Source organism: Gammaproteobacteria bacterium (genome assembly GCA_015709635.1).
Classification (GTDB): domain Bacteria; phylum Pseudomonadota; class Gammaproteobacteria; order Burkholderiales; family Nitrosomonadaceae; genus Nitrosomonas.
In genome coordinates, this window is record CP054180.1 from 1169758 (window position 1) to 1195339 (window position 25582).

Below are 25582 nucleotides of genomic sequence, written 5' to 3' on the forward strand. Positions count from 1 at the left end.
ATATGGGTGTGAGCGACCAGTGGAATCCTGATTTCATTGCTCTTTCACCCATGTTTGAATCTTTTTGCCATCTGAAAGAATATTTCAAAAATCAACGCTACTGGCCAGAATCTGCTGATCTAAATAAGCTAGGTTTGCCACAAAATCAGCCTATTTTTGCCCGGTCCGGAAATCCGATCTGCTTTGTGCCTCAAATCCCTGGAAAACAGGGTATTGAACAAAAATATGAAGCGAGAATTTACCTGACCGGGCAAGTGCCAACAAGAGCCAGGAATTGGCACGATTTTTTTAATGCATTGGTATGGAAAATATTTCCACGTGCCAAAGCAGTGCTCAACGAGCTGCATTTTCAGGCTCAGTTAGTCGAATTATCAAATAGGGAAAAAAATCGTTGTGAGTTGCGGGATGCCGCAACACTTTTTGATGAATCAGGTGTGGTGGTGGTCACTAGCCAAGCTTCATTAATTCGATTAATCAAAGATTTTGAGTGGAAGGAATTATTTTGGCAACAGCGCAATGCGGTATTATCATCAATGCGGTTTTTTGTGTTTGGACATGGATTGTATGAAAAAGCGCTTAATCCCTATGTTGGTATGACTGGCAAAGCCATCATTTTTCAAGTGGAGCAAGCTTTCTTAGCACAAACTCTACCAGTACAACTCGCTGCAATTGATTCAATGTTGGAACCTTTTCTGTTACACACCTTGTCATCCAGCTCCGATCTCGCACCTATCCCGTTATTGGGCTACCCGGGCTGGATCGAAGATAACGATGATGAAATATTTTATGAAAATAAAAAATATTTTCGCGAGCGGCGGAGCTCATTCAAGTGATCTGGGAATATAGTTACATTGATAATGAAGCAATGATCCGGTTCAATTCCATTGGTTAGCGATTGAAGTGCGAATTAATTCGTATGTTTTTAGAATCACAACTTTTTTTTTGTTAAAATATAACGTTTAATTTACTAATTTATTGGAGTATTTGATGGCAATTGAAAGAACACTGTCGATAATTAAACCGGATGCGGTAGCGAAGAATGTGATTGGGCAAATTTATTCCCGTTTTGAATCAAACGGTTTGAAAATTATTGCAGCACGGATGGTGCATTTATCACAAGCCGATGCCGAGCAATTTTATGCGGTGCATCATGCTCGTCCTTTTTTTAACGACTTGGTCAAATTCATGATATCCGGTCCCGTGATGGTGCAAGTATTGGAGGGAGATGATGCCATTAAAAAGAACCGCGATTTAATGGGTGCTACCGATCCAAAGAAAGCGGAGAAAGGAACCATTCGCGCTGATTTTGCCGATAGTATCGACGCCAATGCCGTCCACGGTTCGGATGCGCCGGAAACTGCCGCGGTTGAAATTGCCTGTTTTTTCCCGGCCTTGAATATCTATTCCCGTTAAAGATCAGTGGTAATATCCAAACAGTGACAATCAATCTGTTGAATTACGATGGCAAAGGCCTAGCTGATTTCTGTACTGAGATCGGTGAAAAGCCTTTTCGCGCAAAGCAGCTGCTGCACTGGATTCATCAATCCGGAGTCGCTGATTTTGCCGCGATGAGCGATTTGGCCAAGAGTCTGCGCGAAAAGCTGGCGGCAATGGCGGTTATCGAGTTGCCGCAAATCACGTATGACTCTGTGGCTGCCGATGGTACGCGTAAATGGTTGCTGTCGGTCGGTTCCGGTAACGGTATCGAGACCGTTTTTATTCCAGAAGCAAACCGCGGCACGCTGTGCGTTTCGAGTCAGGTAGGATGCGCGTTGGCTTGCACCTTCTGTTCGACGGGAAAACAAGGTTTTAATCGTAACTTAACAGTGGCCGAGATTATCGGACAGCTGTGGATTGCCAACAAGATGATCGGATTGGAGGTCAGCGACAAGGTACCGCAGACAAACCGAGCGGTGACCAATGTAGTCATGATGGGCATGGGTGAACCGCTGGCTAATTTTGATAATGTAGTTACCGCGTTGGATATTATGCTGGACGATCATGCGTATGGTCTTTCGCGCCGGCGCGTAACGGTCAGTACATCTGGATTGGTACCCGCCATCGATCGATTGCGGGAACGCTGCCCGGTGGCTTTGGCGATTTCTTTGCATGCGCCGAACGATACGTTACGCGATCAACTGGTGCCGATTAATAAGAAGTACCCGATCAAGGAATTATTGGCTGCTTGCCAACGTTATTTGCCGTCCGCTCCGCGCGATTTCATCACGTTCGAGTATGTCATGCTGGACGGCGTCAATGACAGTGCTGCGCATGCGCGCGAGCTCATCAAACTGGTGCAGGATGTTCCCTGTAAGTTCAATTTGATTCCGTTCAATTCATTTCCGGGTTCCGGTTTTAAACGTTCTTCTGCCGAAGCCGTGCGGGTTTTCCGCGATTTGTTGATGCAAGCGGGTTTCGTTACCACAGTACGGAAAACCCGGGGTGACGATATCGCCGCGGCTTGCGGTCAACTGGCCGGTCAAGTAAAAGATAAGACGCGCCGCACAGCCGGTTTAAAAATAGAGGCGGTGCGGTGAAAAAAAAGCGGCTTCTTTTTGCACTGTTAGCGGCGCTTTTATGGCTAAGCGGGTGTGTGCAACAAGCGGTGAACAATGGTACGCCGGTTCAGACCGGATCGGAACGGGCTTTGCAGAGCGCGAAAATCCATACCGAGCTGGCGGCCGAATATTATTACCGCGGGCAGTTCGATGTTGCCATCGAAGAAGTCAATGAAGCATTAAAAGCTCAATCCAACTATGCGCTTGCCTACAATGTGCTGGGGTTGATCAATATGACGCTAAATGAAAACAACAAGGCGCTGGAGAATTTTGAGCGGGCTATCCGGCTGGCACCGAGAAACTCCGAAATTCACAATAACTATGGCTGGTTTCTATGTCAGCGCTTTTCGCAGCGCATGGATCAGGCGATTGATCATTTCATGACGGCGGCCAAGGATCCGCTCTATGCAACGCCGGAAATGTCCTTTGCCAATGCCGGAATTTGCGAGACAAAACGCCAGAATTACACGGAAGCGAGACTGCTTTTCCAGAAGGCGTTATCCCTTCAACCTAACTATTCGCCTGCGGTAATCGGATTGATTGATATCGATTTTCAGCGCGGTAATGTGGCGGAGGCAAAATCCAAGCTGGCACAATTTTCACAAAATAACTCACCCACTGCGGAGAGTTTGTTGATGGCGATAAAGATTGAGCAAGCCATGGGTAATCAATTGGCTGTTGATAGTTATATTTTTCAGTTACAGAAACATTTTCCTGAATCCAAAGAAACTGCAATGGTTCGAGAAGGAAGGGTGAAGTGATGACTACGGATGAAAAGAACAGCAGTGATCATGAATTTTCTGAAAGCGTTCAATCGGCACCGGCAGCATCTGGAAATATACCGGCGGCCGCGGAGCAAACAATTTCAGCTGATCGGCGCGAAGGGGATTTCAGTTCGCATGCATCCGCTCCGGATAATCCGCACAGACAGCTTCAAACCAATAATAATTACAACAACATGAATGCTCCTTCTGACAATCAGCCGGTAAAAAATGAATTCAACAGCATCGATTCGGCGAGTGTCGTGCAAAGCATCGGGCACTTGTTGCGTAATGCGCGCACAGCCAAGGGTTTGAGTATCGACGATGTATCGCGGCAATTGCGTCTTTCGGCGCAGCAAATTGAAGCGATCGAAAAAGAAGATTTTGAGAGATTGCCCGGGCGTACATTCTTGCGCGGCTTCATTCGCAATTATGCCAATCTGGTTCAATTGGATCCGGCGCCATTGATGCAAATGCTCCCTGAATCGACACGGGTAGTATCGACCTATGAACGTACCCCGTTTAAGAACAAACAGATATCGTTTTCTTCGAATCGCGAAAAGCCGGGTAATCATTCATTGATCATTGCATCCATTTTGTTTGTTATCGTGTTAGGTGCGTATTTTCTTTTTGAAAATGGCGGTTGGAATAAAAATTCCGATGTCAGCGCGGCAAGCGAAGAAACAAAGACCGAATCCGCGACAGCTTCCGTGGAGATTCAGTTGCCTTTGTCAGCAGCGGTTAAGAATGCAACCGATGCGCAAATTAATAAAGCATCCGAGATCGTTCATGCAGCGCGCAGTCCGGAGAATGCTGAAACACTGCCGGACACTAAAACGGATACCGCGGTAATAGAAGTTAAACCTGCTGTTGAGAAAAACGAAAAAACTGAAAAAGCCGAGAAAATCGAGAAAACCGAAAAGGCCGATAAGAAAGCGACTACGGAAAAAAATACCGGTCACTTATATTTCAAATTTACTGCGGATTCATGGGTGAAAGTTGTTGACGGTACTGGCACTCCGGTGTTTGAGCAACTCAAGAAGGGCGGTAGCGAGCAGACCGTCACGGGCAAGAGGCCATTGTCAATTGTGATTGGCAATGCATCCGGTGTTAATCTCACCTATAATGACAAGGAAATTGATATTTCACTCTACAAAAAACAAGGTGGAACCGCGCGTTTCACGCTCGAATAAAAGCATCTGCAATCTTTTGATCTCAATACATTAATTATGTCTGACAATAGTAATTCAATAAATCGCCGATCCAGCGTTGGTGTCCGGGTGGGTTCCGTCATGCTGGGCGGCGGCGCGCCGGTCGTGGTGCAATCCATGACCAACACCGATACGGTGGATGAAATTGCCACGACCGAGCAAGTTGCCCAGTTGGCGCGCGCCGGGTCTGAGCTGGTGCGTATCACCGTCAATTCGATGGAGGCGGCGAAAGCGGTGGCGGGAATTCGTGCGCGCCTGGATGATATGGGGTGCCATGTACCGTTAGTGGGTGATTTTCATTTCAACGGCCACAAGCTGTTGACCAGTTATCCGGAATGCGCGCAAGCGCTCGCCAAGCTGCGAATTAATCCTGGTAACGTCGGGCATGGCAAGAAACGCGATGAACAATTCGCCACACTGATTGAAATTGCCTGCAAGTACGATAAGCCGGTGCGTATCGGTGTCAACTGGGGCAGTCTCGATCCGGAAATGCTGGCGCGCATCATGGATGAAAATGCCGCATCCAGTGATCCGCAGGACGCCAAATATGTCATGCGCGAGGCGCTGATCACGTCAGCGCTGGAGAGTGCGGCCAAGGCGGAGGAAATCGGTTTGCCGCGTAGTAAAATTGTGTTGTCGTGTAAAGTGAGCGGCGTGCAGGATTTGATTATGGTTTACCGGGAACTGGCCAAGCGTTGTAATTATGCGTTGCACCTCGGTTTGACCGAAGCAGGCATGGGTTCCAAGGGGATTGTGGCGTCGACGGCGGCGTTGGCCGTGCTGCTGCAGGAAGGTATCGGCGATACCATCCGTATCTCGCTGACGCCGGAACCGGGCGGGACGCGTTCGCGCGAAGTGATCGTCGCGCAGGAAATTCTGCAAACCATGGGGTTGCGTGCGTTTGTTCCGCTGGTAGCCGCTTGTCCGGGATGCGGACGCACCACCAGTACGTATTTCCAAGAGCTGGCGGAAAGCATACAGGCGTATGTGCGTGACGAAATGGTGGTGTGGCGCGAGCAATACGACGGCGTGGAGAATATGACACTGGCGGTCATGGGGTGCGTGGTGAACGGTCCCGGTGAAAGCAAGCATGCCAATATCGGCATCAGCCTGCCCGGTTCCGGCGAGACTCCGGTAGCGCCGGTATTTGTCGACGGACAAAAAACCGTCACATTGAAAGGCGATAATATCGCCAACGAATTCCGCGCGATTGTCGATCGCTATGTCAGCGAGAAGTATCCGAGAAAAGCGGTCTGATGGCTAATGGAGTGAAAGCGATCCGCGGGATGAACGACATCCTGCCGGATGAATCGTATTTGTGGGCGCATTTTGAGCAGACCGTGCAGCGCTGGCTTGCCGCTTATGGTTACCGCAATATCCGCACACCGATCGTTGAACAGACCGATTTATTTATCCGTTCCATCGGCGAAGTGACCGACATTGTGGAAAAAGAGATGTATACCTTTGTCGATCATCTCAACAATGACAGTCTGACGTTGCGGCCGGAAGGCACCGCTTCCTGCGTACGTGCGGTAATCGAACACAGTTTGTTATATGCCGGCCCGCAACGCCTGTATTATGCCGGCCCGATGTTCCGCCACGAACGCCCGCAAAAAGGCCGTTATCGGCAATTTCATCAGGTCGGTGTGGAAGCGCTGGGTTATGCCGGCCCGGATATCGACGCGGAACTGATCGTGATGTGCGCGCGTTTGTGGGATTTGCTGGGAATTTCCGGCTTGCGGCTGGAAATCAGCACGCTGGGAAACGCCGAATCGCGTGCATTGCATCGCTCCCGCTTGATCAAATACTTCGAACAACATCGCGATGTACTCGACGAGGATTCATCGCGACGCTTGCATACCAACCCGTTGCGCATCCTCGACAGCAAAAATCCGGCCATGCAAGGCATCATTGAAAATGCGCCAAAGCTGATGGACGATCTGGATGCCGAATCGTTGAGTCATTTTGAATCCTTGCAGCACATTTTGTGTGAGCAAGGTATTAATTTTGAGATTAATTTACGCTTGGTCAGAGGGCTCGACTATTACAATCGCACGGTTTTCGAGTGGGTGACCGACAAACTCGGCGCACAAGGGACTGTTTGTGCGGGAGGGCGCTATGATGGCTTGGTCGAGCAAGTAGGGGGAAAATCTGCGCCCGCCTGTGGTTTTGCCATGGGTATTGAGCGCTTGCTTGCGCTGATGCAGGAATGCGGCGGAAAAATCCCGCAACCGGCGCCGGATATTTATATCGTACATCAAGGTGAAGCAGTGCAAGGTTATGCCTGGAAGTGCGCCGAATCGCTCCGTGATCAAGGTTTTGACGTCATTTTGCATTGCGGCGGCGGCAGCTTTAAATCGCAAATGAAGAAAGCCGACGCTTCCGGCGCCCGCTATGCCATGATTATCGGTGATGACGAATTCAAGGCGCAAGAAGTGACACTCAAGCCGTTGCGCGAACCGGTTGAACAAGCTGGCGTGAAACTAGACCTTGTTGCCGAATTGATCAATAACAAAAAATCACACTCTCAATAGATTCGCATTAATGAGGAAAATACCATGGCGTATTCGCATGAAGATCAGGAAAGAATTGAAGGACTCGCTGCATGGTGGAAGCGGTACGGTAATGCCGTCACCATTGTGTTGACGGCGGTTCTGGTAGCGGCCGGGGGTACCAAGGCATGGCAGTATTATCAGCAGAAGCAGGCGCTGCAGGCGGCCGATTTGTACGCTTTATTGCAGCAAGTGCAAACCGGCGGCGATGCGGCGAAAATCAACGATGCGGCACAATTGCTGACGACAGGCTATCCTGCCAGCGGTTACGCACCCCGTGCAGCGCTGATCGCTGCGCAAGCGGATGTGCAAGCGGGCAACAGTAAGCGTGCGATACAAAATCTGCAATGGATTATCGATCATGCAAAAGAAACGGAAATGCATGACCTGGCGCGCTTGAGGATTTCCGGTATTTTGCTGGACGAAGGTAAGTACGACGAAGCATTGCGCCTGCTGAATACCGGCCATGGCAAAGCCTTCGCCGGATTGTATCTGGATCGCAAAGGCGATATTCAAGTCGCGGCGGGTAAAATTTCCGAAGCCAAGTTGAGTTATCAGGAAGCGATCGATAAGTTAAGTAAAAGTAACAATTATTTCAATATCGTCCAAATGAAATTGGATGCGTTGGGTGTTTCCGACTAGATTACGCATTACAGTAACCATCCTGTTGGATCCCGCCCGATCCTTCGGGCGGTTATTTTACTGCGGGTTGATTTGCGCATGGTTGCTGTCAGGGTGCGGCACGATGAATCCTTTCGATATGCGCATCATTGAATCGATGAGTACCGGCATATCCGATCTGCTGGTAACCGATGAGCCTATCGTTTATGACAAGGAAGAACTGAATGCTTTAAAAGCGGCCGAGCGCATTCCGCTGAAGTGGAAAAATTCCGTCAGTGAAAACGAAATCGCTTCTTTTGCCACTGCGTATGGAAATGGTGCCGTCTACGTTGCCGACGAAGCCGGCAAGCTGACTAAATACAACGCAGCGACCGGTAAACAAGAGTGGCAAGTCAAGACAAAAAGCAAGTTTTCCACCGGTGTCGGCATGGGTGAAGGATTGATTCTGGTGGGAACTTTCAAAGGCGAAGTCCTGGCCTTTAATGAATCGGGCCATACGGTATGGCAAGCCTCCGTGAGCAGCGAAATTTTGAGTCCGCCGCAAGTGCAAAATAATGTCGTCGCCGTGCGCACCATCGACGGCCGCATCTTCGCGCTCGATGCCATCGACGGTAAGCGCAAGTGGATTTACCAAGGTGCAACACCTTCTTTGACGGTACGCAGCACAGCAGGGATAACGCTGGCGCATGGTGCTTTATTTGCCGGTTTTCCGGGTGGCAAAATGGTGGCGATGAGTTTGTTTAACGGCAACATCGGCTGGGAAGTCGCCGTTTCCCAGCCACGTGGCGTGACCGAACTGGAGCGCATGACGGATATTACCAGTGCACCGGTGGTGAATAACCGCCTGGTATGCGCAGTGGCGTATCAGGGACGTATTGCTTGCTTCGCCGTTAACGATGGTGCGCAAATATGGGCGCGCGAATCTTCCAGCAGCGCCGGTTTGGTGATGGACAATGATTATGTGTATGTGACCGAGGATAACGGCGTGGTTGCCGCCTACGATTTGCTGAGCGGTGCCAGCATGTGGAAACAGGGGCGGTTGGGTAGTAAGAGATTGACCCGGCCGATCATTACCGGACAATATATCGTGGTAGGGGACGATCAAGGTTTTGTCAATCTGTTGCGCAACTACGATGGCGCCTTGATGGCTCGCGCCGCCACCGATGGCAGTGTGATTCATAATGCCGCCAGTCTGTTGCCCGATGGTTTTGCGGTGCAGACGGCAAAAGGCGGTATTTACGCTTTCAGCACGCAATTCTAGTCGTTTTATTTTCTCCGCTTGGCGGCACATAACGTATTACGGTAGCAGCAAAAAATCATGAAACCCACTCTTGTTCTGGTTGGCCGTCCGAATGTCGGCAAATCGACCTTGTTTAACCGCCTGACGCGCACGCGTGATGCCATCGTTGCGGATATTCCCGGTTTGACGCGGGACCGGCACTACGGCCAAGGCAGGGTGGGGGACAAACCCTATCTGGTCATGGATACCGGCGGTCTTGAGCCGGTGGTCAAGGACGGCATTCTGCATGCCATGGCGAAGCAAACGCTGCAGGCCATCGATGAAGCGGATAAAGTGCTGTTCATCGTCGATGGCCGCCAGGGTGTCACTGCGCATGACAAAATCATCGCCGAGCAATTGCGCAAATCCGGGCAAAAGATTCTGCTGGTGGTGAATAAAACCGAGGGTATGGCGACCGCGGTCGTCACCGCGGAGTTTTATGAATTGGGCTTGGGCGAACCGTGCGCGATCTCCGCCATGCATGGCGATAATATCGGGGAACTTGCCGATTTTGCGTTAGCGGATTTTCCGGATGTGCAGGAAGATGCTGCTGAAAGTAAGCATCCCAAGATTGCCATTGTCGGCCGCCCGAATGTCGGAAAATCCACGCTGATCAATACGCTGCTCGGCGAGGAGCGGGTCATTGCATTCGATCAACCGGGTACGACGCGCGACAGCATTTACATCGATTTTACCCACAAAGACAAGCAATACACGCTGATTGATACGGCCGGATTGCGCCGCCGCGGCCAGGTGCATGAGACCGTGGAAAAATTTTCCGTCATCAAAACACTGCAAACGATTGAAGACGCGAATGTCGTGGTGCTGGTGCTGGATGCCCGCAATGAAATTTCCGATCAGGATGCGCATATCGCCGGGTTTATCCTGGAAACCGGGCGCGCACTGGTGATTGTCGTGAATAAATGGGACGGTTTGGATGACTATCAGCGCGACACCATCAAGCGCGAATTGAACCGTAAGCTGGCTTTTTTGAGTTTTGCACAATTGCACTATATTTCCGCATTACATGGCACCGGCATGAAGAACTTGCTGCCTTCGATTGACGCTGCGTACGCCGCCGCCATGACGCATTTGCCGACACCGAAACTGACCCGGGCATTGATCGCCGCAGTCGAGAAACACCCGCCGCCGCGCGGCGGCATGTCGCGCCCGAAAATGCGCTATGCCCATCAAGGCGGTTCCAATCCGCCGTTGATTATCGTGCACGGCAGCATGCTCGAGCATGTGCCGGAAAGCTACCGGCGCTACCTGGAAAACACGTTCCGCGAAACTTTTAAACTGACCGGCACGCCGCTGCGTGTTGATTTTAAAACCGGGCATAATCCCTACGCCGATAAAAAACCTCCACCGCCGACTGAAGATGAACTGCGCCGCGCGCACAACCGGCGGCGCCGTAACCGCAAGAAATATGGTTAAACCGGAAAAATCGATGAAACCGGACGATGATCAACTTTCACGCCATTTTCCGGTAAGTTAATCAGCAGGAACGGGTAAATCCATGAGCATGCATTATCTCAATCTGCTTTTCTCGCCCCGTTCCATAGCCGTGATCGGCGCCAGCAGCCGGATGGATTCGGTCGGCGGGGTGGTGTTCAAGAATATGCTGGAGAGCGGCTATCAAGGCAAGTTCTATGCGGTTAATCCGAACCACAGCGAGATACAAGGTGTGCAGGCCTATGCCGGGATCGAGTCGATTCCTGAAACGGTCGACTTGGCGGTCATCATCACACGCGCGGCGACAGTGCCGGACATCGTCGAGTCGTGCGGCAAATGCGGCGTGCGCTTCGTACTGGTGCTGTCGGCAGGATTCAGGGAAACCGGACCGCAGGGGGCGGCGCTGGAACAGGCCGTGGTTGAAAATGCCCGGCGTTACGGTATGCGGCTGATCGGGCCGAATTGCCTGGGCATTCTGTGTCCTTGGTCGGGTTTGAACGTGACTTTCAGCAACGGCGGTGCGAAAGCGGGCGGATTGGCACTGATTTCCCAATCCGGCGCATTCTGCACGGCCATCATGGATTGGGCCAAACCCAACGATGTCGGTTTTTCCAATATCATTTCCATGGGTGCCGCTGCGGGGATGGATTTTGGCGAGATTCTCGATTATCTGGCATCCGACCCGCATACCGACAGCATTTTGCTCTATATCGAGGGTATTCAGCACGCTCGCAGTTTCATGAGCGCATTGCGCGCTGCAGCCAGGATCAAACCCATTTTCATCGTCAAAGCGGGGCGCCATGCAACGGGCTCGAAAGCGGCATTTTCACACAGTGGCGCGCTGGTCGGCTCGGATGATGTATTCGATGCAGCCTTGCAGCGCGCCGGGGTCGTCCGGGTGGACACGATCGTGCAGTTGTTTTCCGCTGCGCAAGCGCTTTCGACGCACTTCCGGCCCGGAGGCAATCGTCTGGCGATCGTCACCAACGGCGGCGGCCCCGGCGTTATGGCGGTGGACCGCGCGACGGATCTGGGCGTGACGATGGCCACACTGTCCGACGAGACACTGACGCAATTGAATGCGCTGTTACCCGCTACCTGGTCGCACGGCAATCCGCTCGATATCATCGGTGACGCGACGGCGGAGCGCTACCGGCATGCGGTTGCGCAGTGTTTACAGGATGATGGTGTCGACGGCGTGTTGGTCATTTTGACACCGCAAGCGATGACGCAACCGCTGGAAGTCGCTCATGCGGTCATCGAACTCGCGGCGAAGTTCGACAAACCGCTGATCGCGTGCTGGATGGGGGAAGTGCAAGTCGCTGCGTGCAGGCAAGCGTTTAATCAGGCAAAAATACCCAATTTCCGCACACCGGAACCGGCGGTTGAAGTGTTTTCCTTCATTTCCGCCTATTATCAAAATCAGAAACTGCTGCTACAGACCCCCGGCCCGATTTCCGATCACTGCATGCCGGACGAAGAAGGTGCGCGCTTGTTGATCGAAGGCGCATTGGCGGAGCATCGCAAAATTCTATCCGAGATCGAATCGAAAGCGATTCTGGCGGCGTTTCGCATTCCGATCGCCAAGGCCGTGGTGGTGCGTTCTCCGAACGAAGCGTTGCTGATTGCGGAAGAATTCGGTTTCCCGGTAGCGATGAAAATCAATTCTCCGGACATTACGCACAAATCCGACGCCGGCGGAGTCCGCCTCAATCTTGGTAACGCGCAAGCCGTGCGCTCGGCGTACCACGACATCATTCAGGCGGTGCAAAAGAAAAATCCCGACGCAAGGATCGACGGCATCATCGTCGAACCGATGATCGTCAAGCCCAACGGCCGGGAATTGATGGTCGGCGTGACCACCGATGCGGTATTCGGTCCCGTCATCACCTTCGGCGCCGGCGGCGTGCTGGTCGAAGTGCTGGGCGACCGCGCGGTGGCTTTGCCGCCACTGAACGATTTTTTGGTGAAGGATATGATTCAGCGGACACGAGTTGCCAAACTGCTGAGCGCTTTCCGTCATATGCCGCCGGTTGATAGGGTTGCACTGGAAAGTATCCTGCTGCGCGTATCGGAAATGGTGTGCGCGCTGCCGTGGATCAAGGAAATGGACATCAATCCGCTGATCATCGACGAGCACGGCGCATGCGCCGCCGACGCGCGCATTGTCGTGGATTATCTGCAGCCTTCGGCCGATCGCTACGCGCACATGGCGATTCACCCGTACCCCGCTCACTTGATCACGCGCTGGCAATTGCCGGACGGCACCGACCTGACCATCCGGCCGATCCGTCCGGAAGATGCCGAGATCGAGCAGGCGTTCGTGCGCGGATTGTCCGCCGAATCGAAATATTTCCGCTTCATGGATGCGCTGCAGGAATTATCGCAAAGCATGCTGGTGCGTTTCACGCAAATCGATTATGACCGCGAAATGGCGTTGATCGCGGTGCTGGAACAGGACGGCCGGGAACAGGAGCTGGGCGTGTGCCGCTACATGGCGAGCGCCGACGGTCAATCGTGCGAGTTTGCTTTGGTGGTCGCGGATGAATGGCAAAACAAGGGCATCGGCAACAAATTGATGAACTGTTTGTTTGACGCCGCGCGCGCCAAGGGCATCAAAGTCATGGAAGGCGAAGTACTGGCAGCTAACGGCTCGATGCTGGAATTGGTCCGCCGCCTTGGTTTTGCGGTGAGCGCCAGCCAGGAAGACGTTGCTGTGAAAAGGGTTGTCAAACCGCTGTGATGAGCTTGTCTCAAACTGGCATCCGATGGCGCTCTATGCCTGGCCCGATTGAAATAATGTATTTAAACCTACAGTTCCAGCTTCCCGAATGACGAACGATTCTTTGCACCAAACGGGCGATGACTTGGGCGTGTTGAACTGCACGCAATGCCCGCGCTTGGCCGGTTTTCTGCAAACGGTACGAGCGCGCTACCCGGATTATCATGCGTGCCCCGTCAGCGCATTCGGCGATACCAATGCCAAGCTGCTGATCGTCGGTCTGGCACCCGGCATGCACGGCGCGAATCGCACCGGGCGGCCGTTTACCGGCGATTATGCCGGGATTTTGCTGTACCAAACTTTGCACAAATATGGTTTCGCCACCCGGTCTGAATCAATCTCCGCCGATGACGGGCTGCAACTGACCGGTTGCCGCATCACTAATGCGGTGAAATGCCTACCGCCGGAAAACAAGCCGGTGCCGCAGGAAATCAAGCAGTGCAATCAATACCTAACTGTTGAGATGAACCGGTTCGTGCAAGGTGGCGGTGCTGCCGTGCTTGCGCTCGGTACGGTGGCGCATCAAGCGGTGTTGCTGAGTCTGCGCCTGAAAGCCAAGGACTATCCGTTTGCGCACGGCGCGGTGCATCGTTTGCCGCCGGGCGGCGGTGTGCGACTTTATGACAGCTATCATTGCAGCCGCTACAATACGCAAACCAAACGCCTGACGGCGGAAATGTTTGCGCAGGTGTTTGCTCACATCGTTGCTGAACTTCAGCCATAACAACTCATTAAAAAGGAGGGATTTATACATGCCATACGTCAATATCCGCGTGGCGGGAACATTAACGCGCGAGCAGAAACAACAGATTGCCGAGGAATTGACCGATACGCTGGAACGTATCGCCAAGAAACCGAAGTCGTACACCTATATCAGTTTCGACGAGCTGCCCGATGAAAACTGGGCGGTGGCGGGAAAACTGCTCGGCAACGGGGACTAAACGGTTTGACGGACACCGTTTTTGACGCCAAGGTATTTTGCCGCAGCCTGCCGCTGCAGCCGGGCGTATATCGCATGCTCAACGTCAAGGGCGAAGTGATTTACGTCGGCAAAGCGGTGAGCTTGAGGAAGCGCGTTTCTTCGTATTTTCAGAAAAGCAATCTGGCGCCCCGGACGCAGTTGATGGTGTCGCAAGTGAGCGGGATTGAAACCACGGTGACGCGTTCGGAAGCCGAAGCGTTGCTGCTGGAAAACAACCTGATCAAAAACCTGAAGCCGCGCTATAACATTCTGTTCCGCGACGATAAGTCGTATCCATACGTGATTCTGAGCGGACACGAATTTCCCCGGCTGGGGTTTTACCGTGGCGTGCTGGATAAAACGCACCAGTATTTCGGGCCGTATCCGAATGCCGGTATCGTGCGCGAAAGCATTCAGTTGCTGCAAAAAATTTTCCGCCTGCGCACCTGCGAGGATAGCGTGTTCAGCAATCGCACCCGACCGTGCCTGTTGTTTCAGATCAAGCGTTGCAGCGGTCCGTGCATCGGGCAAATCGACCGGCAGGCTTACGAAGCGGACGTGAAAAGTGCGGAATTGTTTTTGCAAGGCAAACAAACGGAAGTGATGGAAGTGATCAACGCCAAGATGCTTCAAGCTTCCGAGCGCATGGAATACGAGCAGGCCGCGTTATTGCGCGACCAGATTCAGGCGTTGCGGCGCATTCGCGAGAAGCAGTTTGTCGATAGCGGCAAAGCGCTCGACGCCGATGTCGTGGCTTGCGTGCAATCGCCGGACGGTTCCGGCAAGGTATGCGTTACTCTGGCGATGATCCGCGGCGGGCGGCACTTGGGCGATAAAAGCTTTTTCCCGCAAAATGCCGACGATTACAGTGCGGCCAACGTGCTCGAAGCATTTCTGGCGCAGCATTATCTGAATCGCAGCGCGCCGCCGTTGATTATTCTGGGCGAGCAAATCGAGCGTGAAGCGTTGCAGCAGCTACTGACCGAGCAGTGCGGGCATAAAATCGCCATCCAGCTCAATCCGATCGGTGAAAAGCGCGTGTGGCTCAACATGGCGGCCGAGAATGCGCAGTTGGCACTGAAACAAATAATGAGCCGCCAAGCCAGCCAGGAAAGACGTTTGCAAGCATTGCAGCAGGAATTGAGCATGCCGGGAATACAGCGCATCGAGTGTTTCGATATCAGCCACACGCTCGGCGAAGCGACCGTGGCATCGTGCGTGGTGTACGATAATTGCGCCATGCGCAATAACGAGTACCGCCGCTACAACATCGACGGCATCACGCCTGGCGACGATTATGCCGCGATGCGCGAAGCGTTATCGCGGCGTTACCAGAAAGTGGTCAGCGGCGAAGGGCAATTGCCCGATCTGATTTTGATCGACGGCGGCAAAGGGCAAGTTGCGGCGGCGCAGGAAGCCTTGCAGGAGCTCGGTATCTCCGATGCCAATTTGCTGGGTGTCGCGAAAGGCGAAGAGCGCAAACCCGGGTTGGAACAATTGATTTCTCCGCTGTTCGAAAAGCCGTTACAATTGCCCAGCGAGCATGCGGCATTACACCTGATTCAGCAAATCCGCGACGAAGCGCACCGCTTTGCCATCCAAGGCCACCGCGGCCGGCGCGCCAAAGCCCGTACCAGTTCCACGCTGGAAAATATCGAAGGCGTCGGCGCCAAGCGCAGGCAGCAGCTGCTGGGCCGGTTCGGCGGATTGAAAGGGGTGTTGACCGCAAGTATTGAGGAATTGCAACAAACCGAAGGGATCAGCCGCAAGCTGGCGGAGAAAATCTACAAGGAATTACATTGACCTCGTGCCGGATAGCGATCCGGATCGCTGCCCCAAAAACATTTATTTTCAACCATCATGCCTTTCAATCTTCCTAACATTCTGACCTGGCTGCGCATTCTCGCCATTCCGTTATTTGTCGGTATTTTCTATATGCCGCATTCCTGGCTGTCACCGGCCGAGCAGAATTTGGCTGCGACATTGATTTTTGCCGGTGCGGCCATTACCGACTGGCTCGACGGCTATCTGGCACGCGTTTTGAACCAAACCTCGGCCTTCGGCGCTTTTCTTGATCCGGTCGCCGACAAATTGATGGTTTCCGCTGCGCTGATTGTATTGGTTTACTTGGAACGGCTCGACGCGCCGATTGCGTTCGTCATTATCGGACGCGAAATCACGGTGTCGGCGCTGCGCGAATGGATGGCGCAACTCGGCAGGTCAAAAAGTGTGGCTGTATCTTTTCTCGGCAAGATCAAAACCACGTCGCAAATGATCGCGATCCCGCTGCTGCTGTACCACGAAAAAATCGGCGAACACTTCGATCCGCAGCAAGTCGGCACATGGTTTATTTACATTGCCGCGGTGTTGACGCTATGGTCGATGTTTTATTATTTGCGGGCGGCGCTGCCGCAGGTGCTGGCGAACGAAAGAAATACACCGCCCGGGCATTAAGGAAGTTCTGAAAAACTACTGCGCTCGGCCATACGGCGTTGAAATCAGACTCAAAATGCTCATTTATCAACCATAAACTGCGCTTTCTCAACTGATTTCGCCTTGCCTGGCTGTCGCTCGCTACCTTTTTCAGAATTTCCTTAAATCATTCGCACAGCGAAAAAACCGCCCGCCGGCATTGGATGAGTATCCGGTTTCAATCGAAAACGATTTGCTTTTTGGTGACTTCGCCATTGTCCCCGGTGGGCCAATATAAGTCGGCGGTTGCTGCTTCCGCGCCAGCTGCATTGCGCCGTACGCGCAGAATGGAGAAATTCTTATTGCCCGCCAGGGCGAACAAGCGCTCGCTGTAGATATTGTCATTTCCTTTCATCGCTCCGCCATTGGTGATGCCTAAATAACTGATGGACGGCGCCGGTTTTCTGGAAATGGCGCTAGACGTCAGTTGATAGACTTTTGCGCCGCGGTAATTTTTATGCCGCATTCTGAACACGGAAGCGCAATGCACATCGCCGCTCAAGAAAACGAGCGTTTTATTGCCATTCTTCAATTGACTGAATACTTCCTCCAGCAATTGATTCCGTTCATTCCAGTTGGACTCATGACTCCATTCATCCATGAGATCATCCTTCGCACCGCCCAGATCGGCGTAATTCACGATGTTGTCGATCCAGTGCAGGATGGGAACGGGCGAAACGACAAACAGAAACCTGCTGTCGCCGCCGGCTTCTGCAGCCAGCCAGTTTTTAAAGCGATTGAATTGATCGCGGCCTAGAATGATATACGGGTCGATTTTTTTGTCCTTTTCCAGATCGTGATGGCCGCGCATTTCCAGCATATAGAATGCCGAGCTGCCATGACTGAAGGCATAATCCCATTGACACGCGTCGGGGTTCTGCATATTTATCGCGGTTGGCGGATTGTGGCTGTGTTCATATTCGTAATAAGCCTGACAAGCTGCTTTCCACATCAAATCGACCAGCATGTCGCCGACTTTCTCGTCTTCGTGTTCAAACATGCGGGAAATTTTGTCCAGCCTGTCGTCATGCGTATAAGAGCCCCAGCCGTCCATGATCTCGTGATCGTCCCATACCATATATTGCGGAAAGCGCTCGTATATTTCGCGCAAGGACGATACATTCCAATAAACCCGGTAGTACCAGCGGTAAATATTCAGCAAGTACAGCTGAATGCCTTCCCGGTCGTAATCATCGCCCTTGGCAAAGGTTTTCAGTAAATCATCTTTATTGTCTTTCAACCACTGCCAAATATCCGGGAAATTTTGTTTGGCATTGGTGTCGACATAAATTTGATCACCGCCGCCAATGACGAAATGTGCGCCGGTATCCGTCAGTTTTTCATGGAAATGCGGCCAGGCGCCGACATCGCCGTTGGCGCTGATATGATCGTGGCAGCTATAAAAGCCGAAGGTGAGTTCCGTGGGTGACTCGGGCATAGTGCAGAACCATAGCGGTTTGTCGCCGCCCAGTTCGGTACGGCGCGGTACTTTAGCGGCATCCAGTTCGCCGGAGATTATAGCGTAGTAATAGATGGTGTCGGCGTCTAAACCGGTAATATCGAAGGTATGCGTCAAGTTCGTTTGCTGGGAAAAGTCGTGCGATTGAATGTCGGCGATGTCAATGCCCATATCCGCCATGAATTGTGCGATGGGTTTTTCTTGCAACCGGACCAGATCGCCTGTCAGCGGCGTTTTTGCAATCACCAGCGTCCAGTTACCTTCCGCATAAGAGCGTATCCATATTCGCGAGCTATTGTAGGTAGTAGCGCCAATAATCGCTGCGCTGTAGAGCTTGTCTTTTTTCAGTTCATTGGATGTCGGATCAAGTAAAGGCATGTGAACTCCTTAGTGAAAATGTGTCAGTTTAGAAAAACATCAACAAGCTGCGTAGACTCTTCTTTTACAGGCGGTCTTTATAAAAGCCATTGTGCCATAGCACCAGCATTATTGTATTACTATAGAGAACGGTCCGAGGCTTTTTGCTCTGTCATTCGAAAGCCGTCGCGTCTGAGAGTGCTCGCAGAAGAAAACCGGAATCATCATGTACTCAACTCAAGTGAAAAAGAATGAAAATATGGATTGATGCGGATGCCTGTCCGGTCGTGATTAAAGAAATTCTCTTTAGAGCGGCCGAACGAACCCGGCGGCACTTAATACTGATCGCCAATCATCCCGTCTACATCCCGCCATCGCCCTTTATCCGCATGCAGCAAGTCGAATCCGGATTTGATGTGGCGGATAATGAAATCGTCAAAAGTGTGGAAAGCGGCGATCTCGTGATTACCAGCGATATACCGTTAGCAGCGCAAGTCATTAAAAAAGAAGGTTTGGTACTGAGTCCGCGCGGCGAACTGTATACCAAGGAAAATATCGGCGCGCGTTTGAGCATGCGTGATTTTATGGAAACTTTGCGCAACAGCGGCGTGGATACCGGCGGCCAGTCCGCCTTGAGCCAGAATGACCGCAAAACATTTGCCAATCAGTTGGACAAGCTGTTGGCGCAATAGCCGGGCCGGATTTCTTATTCCGCGGTGTTTTTTCCTTCGATCAATGATTGACCATCCGGGCTTTTTCGTGAGCAAAAGTGAAAGAGGCTGCACGAGTCGTGCAAGCGATGTGATTTGAATTGCAGCGGATGTGCTGGCATCATCCGTTGCAAATTAGCATCACGCGTCAATGCAATCTTAACTTCCTGATAGCAATTAATCTTAATCAAAAAATGATCGGTTTTTTATTCTGGATTAAAAAAATCCGCAAAATTTTTCTGCACAAAAAATAATTTGTGTTGTACCATTGGTGCCATAGCATTCTCCATCAACCACTAGATATTGTGGTTCTATTCAAATAATGCTATTCCATTGAATCAACAGAAATTTGTATTTTCTTTGATGAATCACCAGTCAGGAGGGATCACCGATGCAGCTCGCGACAGAACATACTCACCTCAAACCTGTTTCCGGAAGTCAAGGTTTTATGGATACACCTACGCAAAATTCCCTTTTTTCCAGCCATAAAGTCATCCGCCGCAACGGTGCGGTAGTGTCGTTTGAGCCGGGCAAGATTTCGGTGGCGATGACCAAAGCGTTTATCGCCGTCGACGGCGGGCAGGGCGCGGCTTCGGTGCGGGTGCGCGAGGTCGTGGCGGGTCTGACCAACGATGTGGTGAATGCCTTGCTGCGCCGTCAGCCGGACGGCGGCACGTTCCATATCGAGGATATTCAGGATCAAGTCGAGCTGGCGTTGATGCGTTCGGGGCAGCACGATGTGGCGCGTGCGTATGTGCTATACCGCGAAGCGCGGTCGCGCGAGCGCGCCAAGCAAAAGCAAAGCGCCGAAGCGGTGGCGGAAACGCTGACCGTGACCGACAACGGCCAACGTGTGCCGCTCGATGTCGCCAAACTGACGGCATTGATCGAATCCTCCTGCGCCGGTCTCGGCAATACCGTCGACCCCGGCTTGATTCTGAAAGCGACTTTGAAGGACTTGTATGATGGCGTGTCGCTCGACGAAGTGCGTAAATCGGTGGTGTTATCAGCGCGCGTGCTGATCGAGAAAGACCCGGCGTACAGCTACGTCACCGCGCGTTTGTTACTGAACAACGTGCGTTACGAAGTGCTGGGCGAGGAAGTGACGCAACAGGCGATGCATACGCAGTATCAGGACTATTTCCCGGCATTCATCAAACGCGGTATCGAAGCCGAGCTGCTCGATCCGCGTCTGGCGCAGTTCGATCTGAAGCGCTTGGCCGAAGCGCTGGATGCCGATCGCGATTTGCAGTTCGATTACCTTGGTTTGCAAACGCTGTACGACCGCTATTTCCTGCACGTCAAAGAACGCCGCATCGAATTGCCGCAAGCCTTCTTCATGCGCGTGGCGATGGGACTGGCGTTGAACGAGATCGACCGCGAAGCGCGCGCCATCGAGTTTTATCACGTGCTGTCGAGTTTCGATTTCATGAGCTCGACACCGACACTGTTCAATTCCGGCACCTGCCGCTCGCAATTGTCGTCGTGCTACCTGACCACCGTACCGGACGATCTCGACGGCATTTACGAAGCGATCAAGGAAAACGCGTTACTGGCGAAATACGCCGGCGGACTGGGCAACGATTGGACGCCGGTGCGGGCCATGGGTGCGCGCATCAAAGGGACCAACGGCAAATCGCAAGGCGTGGTGCCGTTCCTGAAAGTGGTGTCCGATACCGCCGTGGCGGTCAACCAGGGCGGCAAACGCAAAGGCGCGGTATGCGCGTACCTGGAATGCTGGCATCTGGACGTTGAAGAATTTCTGGAGTTGCGCAAAAACACCGGCGACGACCGCCGCCGCACGCACGACATGAACACCGCGACGTGGATTCCCGATCTGTTCATGAAACGCGTCATGGACGGCAGTGATTGGACATTGTTTTCGCCGTCGGATGTACCCGATTTGCACGAGAAATTCGGCCAGCAGTTCGAGCAGGCGTATCTTGGGTACGAAGCGAAAGTCGAACGCGGCGAATTGACGCTGTACAAAAAAATCCCGGCGGTGCAGTTGTGGCGCAAGATGCTGAGCATGTTGTTCGAAACCGGGCATCCGTGGATCACGTTCAAGGATCCGTGCAACGTGCGTTCGCCGCAGAATCATATCGGCGTGGTGCACAGCTCTAATTTGTGCACGGAAATCACGCTGAACACCAACGATAAGGAAATCGCCGTGTGCAATCTCGGTTCGGTCAATCTGGTCGCGCATCTGAAAGACGGCGCGCTCGATCTGGATAAACTGAAACGCACCGTGCGTATTGCGATGCGCATGCTCGACAACGTCATCGACATCAATTTCTACGCCGTAGCCAAAGCGCGTAACGCCAACCTCAAGCACCGCCCGGTCGGATTGGGCATCATGGGATTCCAGGATTGCTTGCATCAATTGGGTATTCCGTACAGCTCGCAAGAAGCGGTGGAATTCGCCGACCGCTCGATGGAAGCGGTGGCTTATCACGCGTACTGGGCATCGACCGAACTGGCGGAAGAGCGCGGTTGCTACAGCAGCTACAAAGGCAGTCTGTGGGATCGCGGCATTCTGCCGCACGACACGCTGGAAGTGCTGCGGCAGGAACGCGGCGGCTTCGTCGAAGCGGATTTATCCGCCACGCTGGATTGGGACGCGCTGCGCGCGCGCATCAAGCAGTACGGCATGCGCAATTCCAACTGTCTGGCGATTGCGCCAACCGCGACGATTTCCAACATCGTCGGCGTTTCCGCCAGTATCGAGCCGACCTATCAGAATCTGTACGTCAAATCGAACTTGTCGGGCGAATTCACCATCGCCAACAAATCGCTGGTCAACGATCTGAAAAAACTCAATCTGTGGGACGAAGTGATGATTTCGGATTTGAAATACTTCGACGGTGCGATCAGCAAAATCGACCGCATTCCGGACCATATCCGTGCCTTGTACGCCACTGCGTTTGAAATGGACCCGCTCTGGCTGATCGAAGCGGGCGCGCGGCGGCAGAAGTGGATCGACCAATCGCAATCGCTGAATATTTACATGGGCGGCGTATCCGGTAAAAAACTGGATGAGACGTACAAACTGGCGTGGTTGCGCGGTTTGAAAACGACGTATTACTTGCGTTCGATGGGCGCCACGGCGGCGGAAAAATCCACGGTGCGCGCCGGTTCGCTGAATGCCGTGCCTGCCGATGGCGGTATCGTTAAGGCGGCGGTGGAAGTGTCGACGGTCGAGATCAAGTACTGCGCCATCGACGATGAGAGCTGCGAATCTTGCCAGTAAGTAGCAACAAGGAAACGCTGAATTAATCGATGTTTCGCCAGTAATCGAAACACAAAGATAATCGAAATATAAAGGAATTCATTATGCTGACATTTGACGACGAACCGCTGCAACCCGAAGTACCGCCCGTTAACGCCATGCCGCGCACTGCGCTGCACGATTTTGAATTGCCGCTGACCACACCGGCGCGGGATGACCGGGATCACAGCAGCGCCAGCCGCCCAATAGGTATGGAAGGCGCGGATGACGTGGCGGGCAGCGCCAACCGCCGCATCTCAGTCGAGGACAAATCAATCATCAACTGCAAAGCGGACGTCAACCAACTGGTGCCGTTCAAGTACAAGTGGGCCTGGGATAAATACCTCGGTGCTTGCGCCAATCACTGGATGCCGCAGGAAATCAGCATGAGCCGCGATATCGCGCTGTGGAAAGACCCGAACGGCCTGACCGAGGACGAACGCCGTCTGGTCAAACGTAATCTGGGTTTCTTTGTCACCGCCGACTCGCTGGCGGCGAATAACATCGTGCTCGGCACCTACCGCCACATCACCAATCCGGAATGCCGCCAGTATTTGCTGCGCCAGGCGTTCGAAGAAGCGATTCACACCCATGCGTATCAGTACATCGTCGAATCGCTGGGGCTGGACGAAGGCGAAATCTTCAACGCCTACCACGAAGTATCGTCGATCCGCGACAAAGACGAATTTTTGATTCCGTTCATCGACACGCTGACCAATCCGCACTTCAAAACCGGCACCTTGGAAACCGACCAGCAATTGCTCAAAAGCCTGATCGTGTTCGCCTGCATCATGGAAGGGCTGTTCTTCTATGTCGGCTTCACGCAGATTCTGGCGTTGGGGCGGCAAAACAAAATGACCGGCGCGGCGGAACAATACCAATACATCCTGCGCGACGAATCAATGCATTGTAATTTCGGCATCGACGTGATCAACCAGATTAAAATGGAAAACCCGCAATTGTGGACCAAAGCGTTCCGCGATGAAATCGGTGCGCTGATGCAAAAAGCCGTGGCGCTGGAATACCGCTACGCCGAAGACACCATGCCGCGCGGCGTGCTCGGCATGAACGCGCCGATGTTCAAGGAATACCTGCGCTACATCGCCAACCGCCGCTGCCAGCAAATCGGCCTGGACGCGCTGTACCCGAACGCCAACAACCCGTTCCCGTGGATGTCGGAAATGATCGATTTGAAGAAAGAAAAGAATTTCTTTGAAACGCGGGTGACCGAGTATCAAACGGGGGGGGCGTTGAGTTGGGATTGAGGGTTGTTGGATAATCGCAATCGGTGTCATTCAGTTTAGGCGATATTTTTTGATTTATTATGATTATACCGTAACAAGCCAATGAGTCTCGCCTTACAAAAAGTCACCGACGCAGAGTTACGAAGTATCTGCAAAGAACGAATCGAAGCTCTTGAGCATTGGCTTCGTCGCCTAATAGATGACCAGTTGGCGCCAACATACGGTGATTACTTCACGCATGCCGATGCAAATGGCACTAATCTAATTAAGAAAAACCTCTCAGAACAGGTCAAGAATCGTCAAATGAATGAGCCTACTCGCTACCCTCGCAAAATTGACGCGGTATTGCTAAAGGATGCCGTAGACATCATCTGTAAGGAAGAATTGTTTAGCAAGCATTTCAAGAAGCCGCTCTCAGAAGCTTTTCCAAATGGACGAGAGGAAGCGAAAACGTTTCTCTGTCGCTTACTTGTTCCTCGAAACAATCTTGCGCACGCAAATGCAATTAGTATTAGGCAAGCTGAACAAATCGTCTGCTACGTAAACGACGTCATCGAATCCCTGAAAAATTATTACCGTGAGTGCGGAATGCATCAAGATTACAATGTACCTCTAATCCTCAAGGTAACCGACTCGTTTGGGCAAGTATTTACGCGCAGTCAGTTTAGACCGTGCCACGATGGCGGAATTATGGAGACGTTTCTTGATCAGCCTCAATATTTTCTCCATCCAGGTGACACGCTAGTTCTTGAGCTGGAAGTAGATCCGTCATTCAATCCTGATACCTATACTCTCACCTGGGGATCAGTAAAAGATGATGGATTATCCTCCCTGACCGGTCCTCGCATTGTTATTCCAATTACGAACAAGCACGTCTGTCAGCAGTTTGGTATTCAGTGTCGGTTGACAACTAAGAACGATTGGCATCGCATGCAAATGGGAGTCGATGACTTTCTAATACTCTCTTATAAAGTTTTACCACCTAAATGAAGGTATCAGGGCATAACCTTGCGTCACCGGATGCAGCTCGTAGATACTCTCTCTTTTTGCAAATGATTTTTGAGAAATCATTTGCAAAAAGAGAGAGTATCTACGGGTTGTTCTCATTGAAGATAACACAGCGCTTATTGCAGAATTTCAAGAAATAAAGTTTCACAAAGATCTGAACCCTTATATTTTTGTTGAAATACTTATTTTAGGCTTATAATAATAAGTGTGAATGACATTGACTGGAAACCCAAAGCGCTTAAGCAGGTTGAAAAAATCAAGGCTGCCGCCGTGCGCAAACGAATTTTTACTGAAGTCCAGTTGCTGGCTGATTTTCCGGATTGCCAAGGTGTCAAGAAACTTGCCAATCATGCGTATAGCTACCGGCTGCGGGTTGGCGATTATCGGGTATTTTTCGAGTTTGATGGCAGCGTGCATGTTATTCCATTTCTAAATCAAACATGAGTTTGTCAGCTATCCTTGTCGTATTAATTATACTGTCCTTCGGATAGCTTTCGCGTCATGTCTGATTTAGAAACGGAATTATTGATATTGAGGAGGTGAAAAACGCGATGAGCGCACTTATTAATTACCAAACCATCCTGGATAGCAACGAAAAACCGGCTTTTGTCGTCGTGCCTTATGCCGAGTTTGTCAAACTGCCCGGCGTAGTACGCCCGGGCACGATCCCCAACGAGGTTGCCGGTAAACGCATCATGAATGAAGTCAGTATGCTCGCCGCCTGGCGCGAATACCTGATGCTGACGCAAGAGGAAATGGCTAAACGCATGGGGATTACGCAAGCCGGTTACGCGCAGATCGAATCTGCCAAACGCCCGCGTAAGGCAACACTTGAGAAAGCCGCAGCGGCGATGGGTATTACCTTGGATCAACTCGCGTATTGA

Annotated in this window: 22 protein-coding genes; 21 read left to right on the forward strand and 1 reads right to left on the reverse strand. The window is 52.1% G+C overall.

The window, feature by feature from the left end; translation table 11 throughout:
• The first annotated feature begins 2 nt into the window (after positions 1 to 2).
• The 15 genes from HRU78_05320 (at position 3) to pgsA (ending at position 16634) form a co-directional block, all read left to right on the forward strand.
• The gene (locus tag HRU78_05320) at positions 3 to 833 is read left to right on the forward strand and encodes a DUF3025 domain-containing protein (GenBank protein QOJ23137.1); all 831 of its coding nucleotides are present in this window, start codon (positions 3 to 5) and stop codon (positions 831 to 833) included.
• A gap of 154 nt (positions 834 to 987) precedes the next feature.
• A complete protein-coding gene (gene ndk / locus HRU78_05325; protein ID QOJ23138.1) occupies positions 988 to 1413 on the forward strand; it encodes a nucleoside-diphosphate kinase in 426 nt (141 codons plus the stop codon).
• 23 nt (positions 1414 to 1436) lie between these two features.
• On the forward strand, positions 1437 to 2537 hold the full coding sequence (gene rlmN / locus HRU78_05330; GenBank protein ID QOJ23139.1) for a 23S rRNA (adenine(2503)-C(2))-methyltransferase RlmN: 1101 nt from the start codon (positions 1437 to 1439) through the stop codon (positions 2535 to 2537).
• Positions 2534 to 3319, forward strand: coding sequence for a type IV pilus biogenesis/stability protein PilW (pilW, locus tag HRU78_05335; GenBank protein ID QOJ23140.1), 786 nt, complete (start codon positions 2534 to 2536; stop codon positions 3317 to 3319). The genes rlmN and pilW overlap by 4 nt, the downstream gene beginning before the upstream one ends.
• Positions 3319 to 4512, forward strand: a complete 1194-nt coding sequence (locus HRU78_05340) for a helix-turn-helix domain-containing protein (protein ID QOJ23141.1) — start codon at positions 3319 to 3321, stop codon at positions 4510 to 4512. Before pilW ends, HRU78_05340 begins: the two co-directional genes overlap by 1 nt.
• A 36-nt stretch (positions 4513 to 4548) precedes the next feature.
• On the forward strand, positions 4549 to 5787 hold the full coding sequence (gene ispG, locus HRU78_05345; protein QOJ23142.1) for a flavodoxin-dependent (E)-4-hydroxy-3-methylbut-2-enyl-diphosphate synthase: 1239 nt from the start codon (positions 4549 to 4551) through the stop codon (positions 5785 to 5787).
• On the forward strand, positions 5787 to 7064 hold the full coding sequence (gene hisS / locus HRU78_05350; protein ID QOJ23143.1) for a histidine--tRNA ligase: 1278 nt from the start codon (positions 5787 to 5789) through the stop codon (positions 7062 to 7064). Before ispG ends, hisS begins: the two co-directional genes overlap by 1 nt.
• A gap of 24 nt (positions 7065 to 7088) precedes the next feature.
• Entirely contained in the window at positions 7089 to 7724 is a 636-nt protein-coding gene (locus tag HRU78_05355; GenBank protein QOJ23144.1) for a tetratricopeptide repeat protein, read from the forward strand.
• Entirely contained in the window at positions 7702 to 8964 is a 1263-nt protein-coding gene (bamB, locus tag HRU78_05360; GenBank protein QOJ23145.1) for an outer membrane protein assembly factor BamB, read from the forward strand. The genes HRU78_05355 and bamB overlap by 23 nt, the downstream gene beginning before the upstream one ends.
• A 57-nt stretch (positions 8965 to 9021) precedes the next feature.
• Positions 9022 to 10419 (forward strand): ribosome biogenesis GTPase Der, encoded by a 1398-nt coding sequence (der, locus tag HRU78_05365; protein ID QOJ23146.1) that lies wholly within the window; start codon positions 9022 to 9024, stop codon positions 10417 to 10419.
• 82 nt (positions 10420 to 10501) lie between these two features.
• The gene (locus HRU78_05370) at positions 10502 to 13180 is read left to right on the forward strand and encodes a bifunctional acetate--CoA ligase family protein/GNAT family N-acetyltransferase (GenBank protein ID QOJ23147.1); all 2679 of its coding nucleotides are present in this window, start codon (positions 10502 to 10504) and stop codon (positions 13178 to 13180) included.
• An 88-nt stretch (positions 13181 to 13268) separates the two neighbouring features.
• Positions 13269 to 13943 (forward strand): uracil-DNA glycosylase, encoded by a 675-nt coding sequence (locus HRU78_05375; protein QOJ23148.1) that lies wholly within the window; start codon positions 13269 to 13271, stop codon positions 13941 to 13943.
• Positions 13944 to 13971: 28 nt separating this feature from the next.
• Complete coding sequence (locus HRU78_05380) at positions 13972 to 14160, forward strand: 4-oxalocrotonate tautomerase family protein (GenBank protein ID QOJ23149.1); 189 nt, start codon at positions 13972 to 13974, stop codon at positions 14158 to 14160.
• A gap of 5 nt (positions 14161 to 14165) precedes the next feature.
• Positions 14166 to 15983, forward strand: a complete 1818-nt coding sequence (gene uvrC / locus HRU78_05385; GenBank protein QOJ23150.1) for an excinuclease ABC subunit UvrC — start codon at positions 14166 to 14168, stop codon at positions 15981 to 15983.
• A gap of 57 nt (positions 15984 to 16040) precedes the next feature.
• The gene (gene pgsA, locus HRU78_05390) at positions 16041 to 16634 is read left to right on the forward strand and encodes a CDP-diacylglycerol--glycerol-3-phosphate 3-phosphatidyltransferase (GenBank protein ID QOJ23151.1); all 594 of its coding nucleotides are present in this window, start codon (positions 16041 to 16043) and stop codon (positions 16632 to 16634) included.
• A 196-nt stretch (positions 16635 to 16830) separates the two neighbouring features.
• Here pgsA and HRU78_05395 read toward each other — a convergent pair whose 3' ends face one another.
• Entirely contained in the window at positions 16831 to 18489 is a 1659-nt protein-coding gene (locus tag HRU78_05395) for an alkaline phosphatase D family protein (GenBank protein QOJ23152.1), read from the reverse strand.
• A gap of 230 nt (positions 18490 to 18719) precedes the next feature.
• Between HRU78_05395 and HRU78_05400 the strand changes: the two genes are divergently transcribed.
• From HRU78_05400 to HRU78_05425, 6 genes are all read left to right on the forward strand, one after another.
• Positions 18720 to 19160 (forward strand): YaiI/YqxD family protein, encoded by a 441-nt coding sequence (locus tag HRU78_05400; protein ID QOJ23153.1) that lies wholly within the window; start codon positions 18720 to 18722, stop codon positions 19158 to 19160.
• A 409-nt stretch (positions 19161 to 19569) separates the two neighbouring features.
• Entirely contained in the window at positions 19570 to 22428 is a 2859-nt protein-coding gene (locus HRU78_05405; protein ID QOJ23154.1) for a ribonucleoside-diphosphate reductase subunit alpha, read from the forward strand.
• A gap of 83 nt (positions 22429 to 22511) precedes the next feature.
• Entirely contained in the window at positions 22512 to 23711 is a 1200-nt protein-coding gene (locus HRU78_05410; GenBank protein QOJ23155.1) for a ribonucleotide-diphosphate reductase subunit beta, read from the forward strand.
• Positions 23712 to 23792: 81 nt separating this feature from the next.
• Positions 23793 to 24680: a hypothetical protein gene (locus tag HRU78_05415; protein QOJ23156.1), complete on the forward strand. Its 888-nt coding sequence runs from the start codon at positions 23793 to 23795 to the stop codon at positions 24678 to 24680.
• Positions 24681 to 24905: 225 nt separating this feature from the next.
• Positions 24906 to 25142, forward strand: coding sequence for a type II toxin-antitoxin system RelE/ParE family toxin (locus HRU78_05420; protein QOJ23157.1), 237 nt, complete (start codon positions 24906 to 24908; stop codon positions 25140 to 25142).
• A 107-nt stretch (positions 25143 to 25249) separates the two neighbouring features.
• Positions 25250 to 25582: a helix-turn-helix transcriptional regulator gene (locus HRU78_05425; GenBank protein ID QOJ23158.1), complete on the forward strand. Its 333-nt coding sequence runs from the start codon at positions 25250 to 25252 to the stop codon at positions 25580 to 25582.

Excerpts from the sequence above, each read along its gene's own strand:
- HRU78_05320 (QOJ23137.1), top strand. The coding sequence starts at position 3 with ATGGGTGTGAGCGACCAGTGGAATCCTGATTTCATTGCTCTTTCACCC.
- ndk (QOJ23138.1), top strand. The coding sequence starts at position 988 with ATGGCAATTGAAAGAACACTGTCGATAATTAAACCGGATGCGGTAGCG.
- HRU78_05340 (QOJ23141.1), top strand. The coding sequence starts at position 3,319 with ATGACTACGGATGAAAAGAACAGCAGTGATCATGAATTTTCTGAAAGC.
- ispG (QOJ23142.1), top strand. The coding sequence starts at position 4,549 with ATGTCTGACAATAGTAATTCAATAAATCGCCGATCCAGCGTTGGTGTC.
- hisS (QOJ23143.1), top strand. The coding sequence starts at position 5,787 with ATGGCTAATGGAGTGAAAGCGATCCGCGGGATGAACGACATCCTGCCG.
- HRU78_05355 (QOJ23144.1), top strand. The coding sequence starts at position 7,089 with ATGGCGTATTCGCATGAAGATCAGGAAAGAATTGAAGGACTCGCTGCA.
- bamB (QOJ23145.1), top strand. The coding sequence starts at position 7,702 with ATGCGTTGGGTGTTTCCGACTAGATTACGCATTACAGTAACCATCCTG.
- der (QOJ23146.1), top strand. The coding sequence starts at position 9,022 with ATGAAACCCACTCTTGTTCTGGTTGGCCGTCCGAATGTCGGCAAATCG.
- HRU78_05370 (QOJ23147.1), top strand. The coding sequence starts at position 10,502 with ATGAGCATGCATTATCTCAATCTGCTTTTCTCGCCCCGTTCCATAGCC.
- HRU78_05375 (QOJ23148.1), top strand. The coding sequence starts at position 13,269 with ATGACGAACGATTCTTTGCACCAAACGGGCGATGACTTGGGCGTGTTG.
- HRU78_05380 (QOJ23149.1), top strand. The coding sequence starts at position 13,972 with ATGCCATACGTCAATATCCGCGTGGCGGGAACATTAACGCGCGAGCAG.
- pgsA (QOJ23151.1), top strand. The coding sequence starts at position 16,041 with ATGCCTTTCAATCTTCCTAACATTCTGACCTGGCTGCGCATTCTCGCC.
- HRU78_05395 (QOJ23152.1), bottom strand. The coding sequence starts at position 18,489 with ATGCCTTTACTTGATCCGACATCCAATGAACTGAAAAAAGACAAGCTC.
- HRU78_05400 (QOJ23153.1), top strand. The coding sequence starts at position 18,720 with ATGAAAATATGGATTGATGCGGATGCCTGTCCGGTCGTGATTAAAGAA.
- HRU78_05405 (QOJ23154.1), top strand. The coding sequence starts at position 19,570 with ATGCAGCTCGCGACAGAACATACTCACCTCAAACCTGTTTCCGGAAGT.
- HRU78_05410 (QOJ23155.1), top strand. The coding sequence starts at position 22,512 with ATGCTGACATTTGACGACGAACCGCTGCAACCCGAAGTACCGCCCGTT.
- HRU78_05415 (QOJ23156.1), top strand. The coding sequence starts at position 23,793 with ATGAGTCTCGCCTTACAAAAAGTCACCGACGCAGAGTTACGAAGTATC.
- HRU78_05425 (QOJ23158.1), top strand. The coding sequence starts at position 25,250 with ATGAGCGCACTTATTAATTACCAAACCATCCTGGATAGCAACGAAAAA.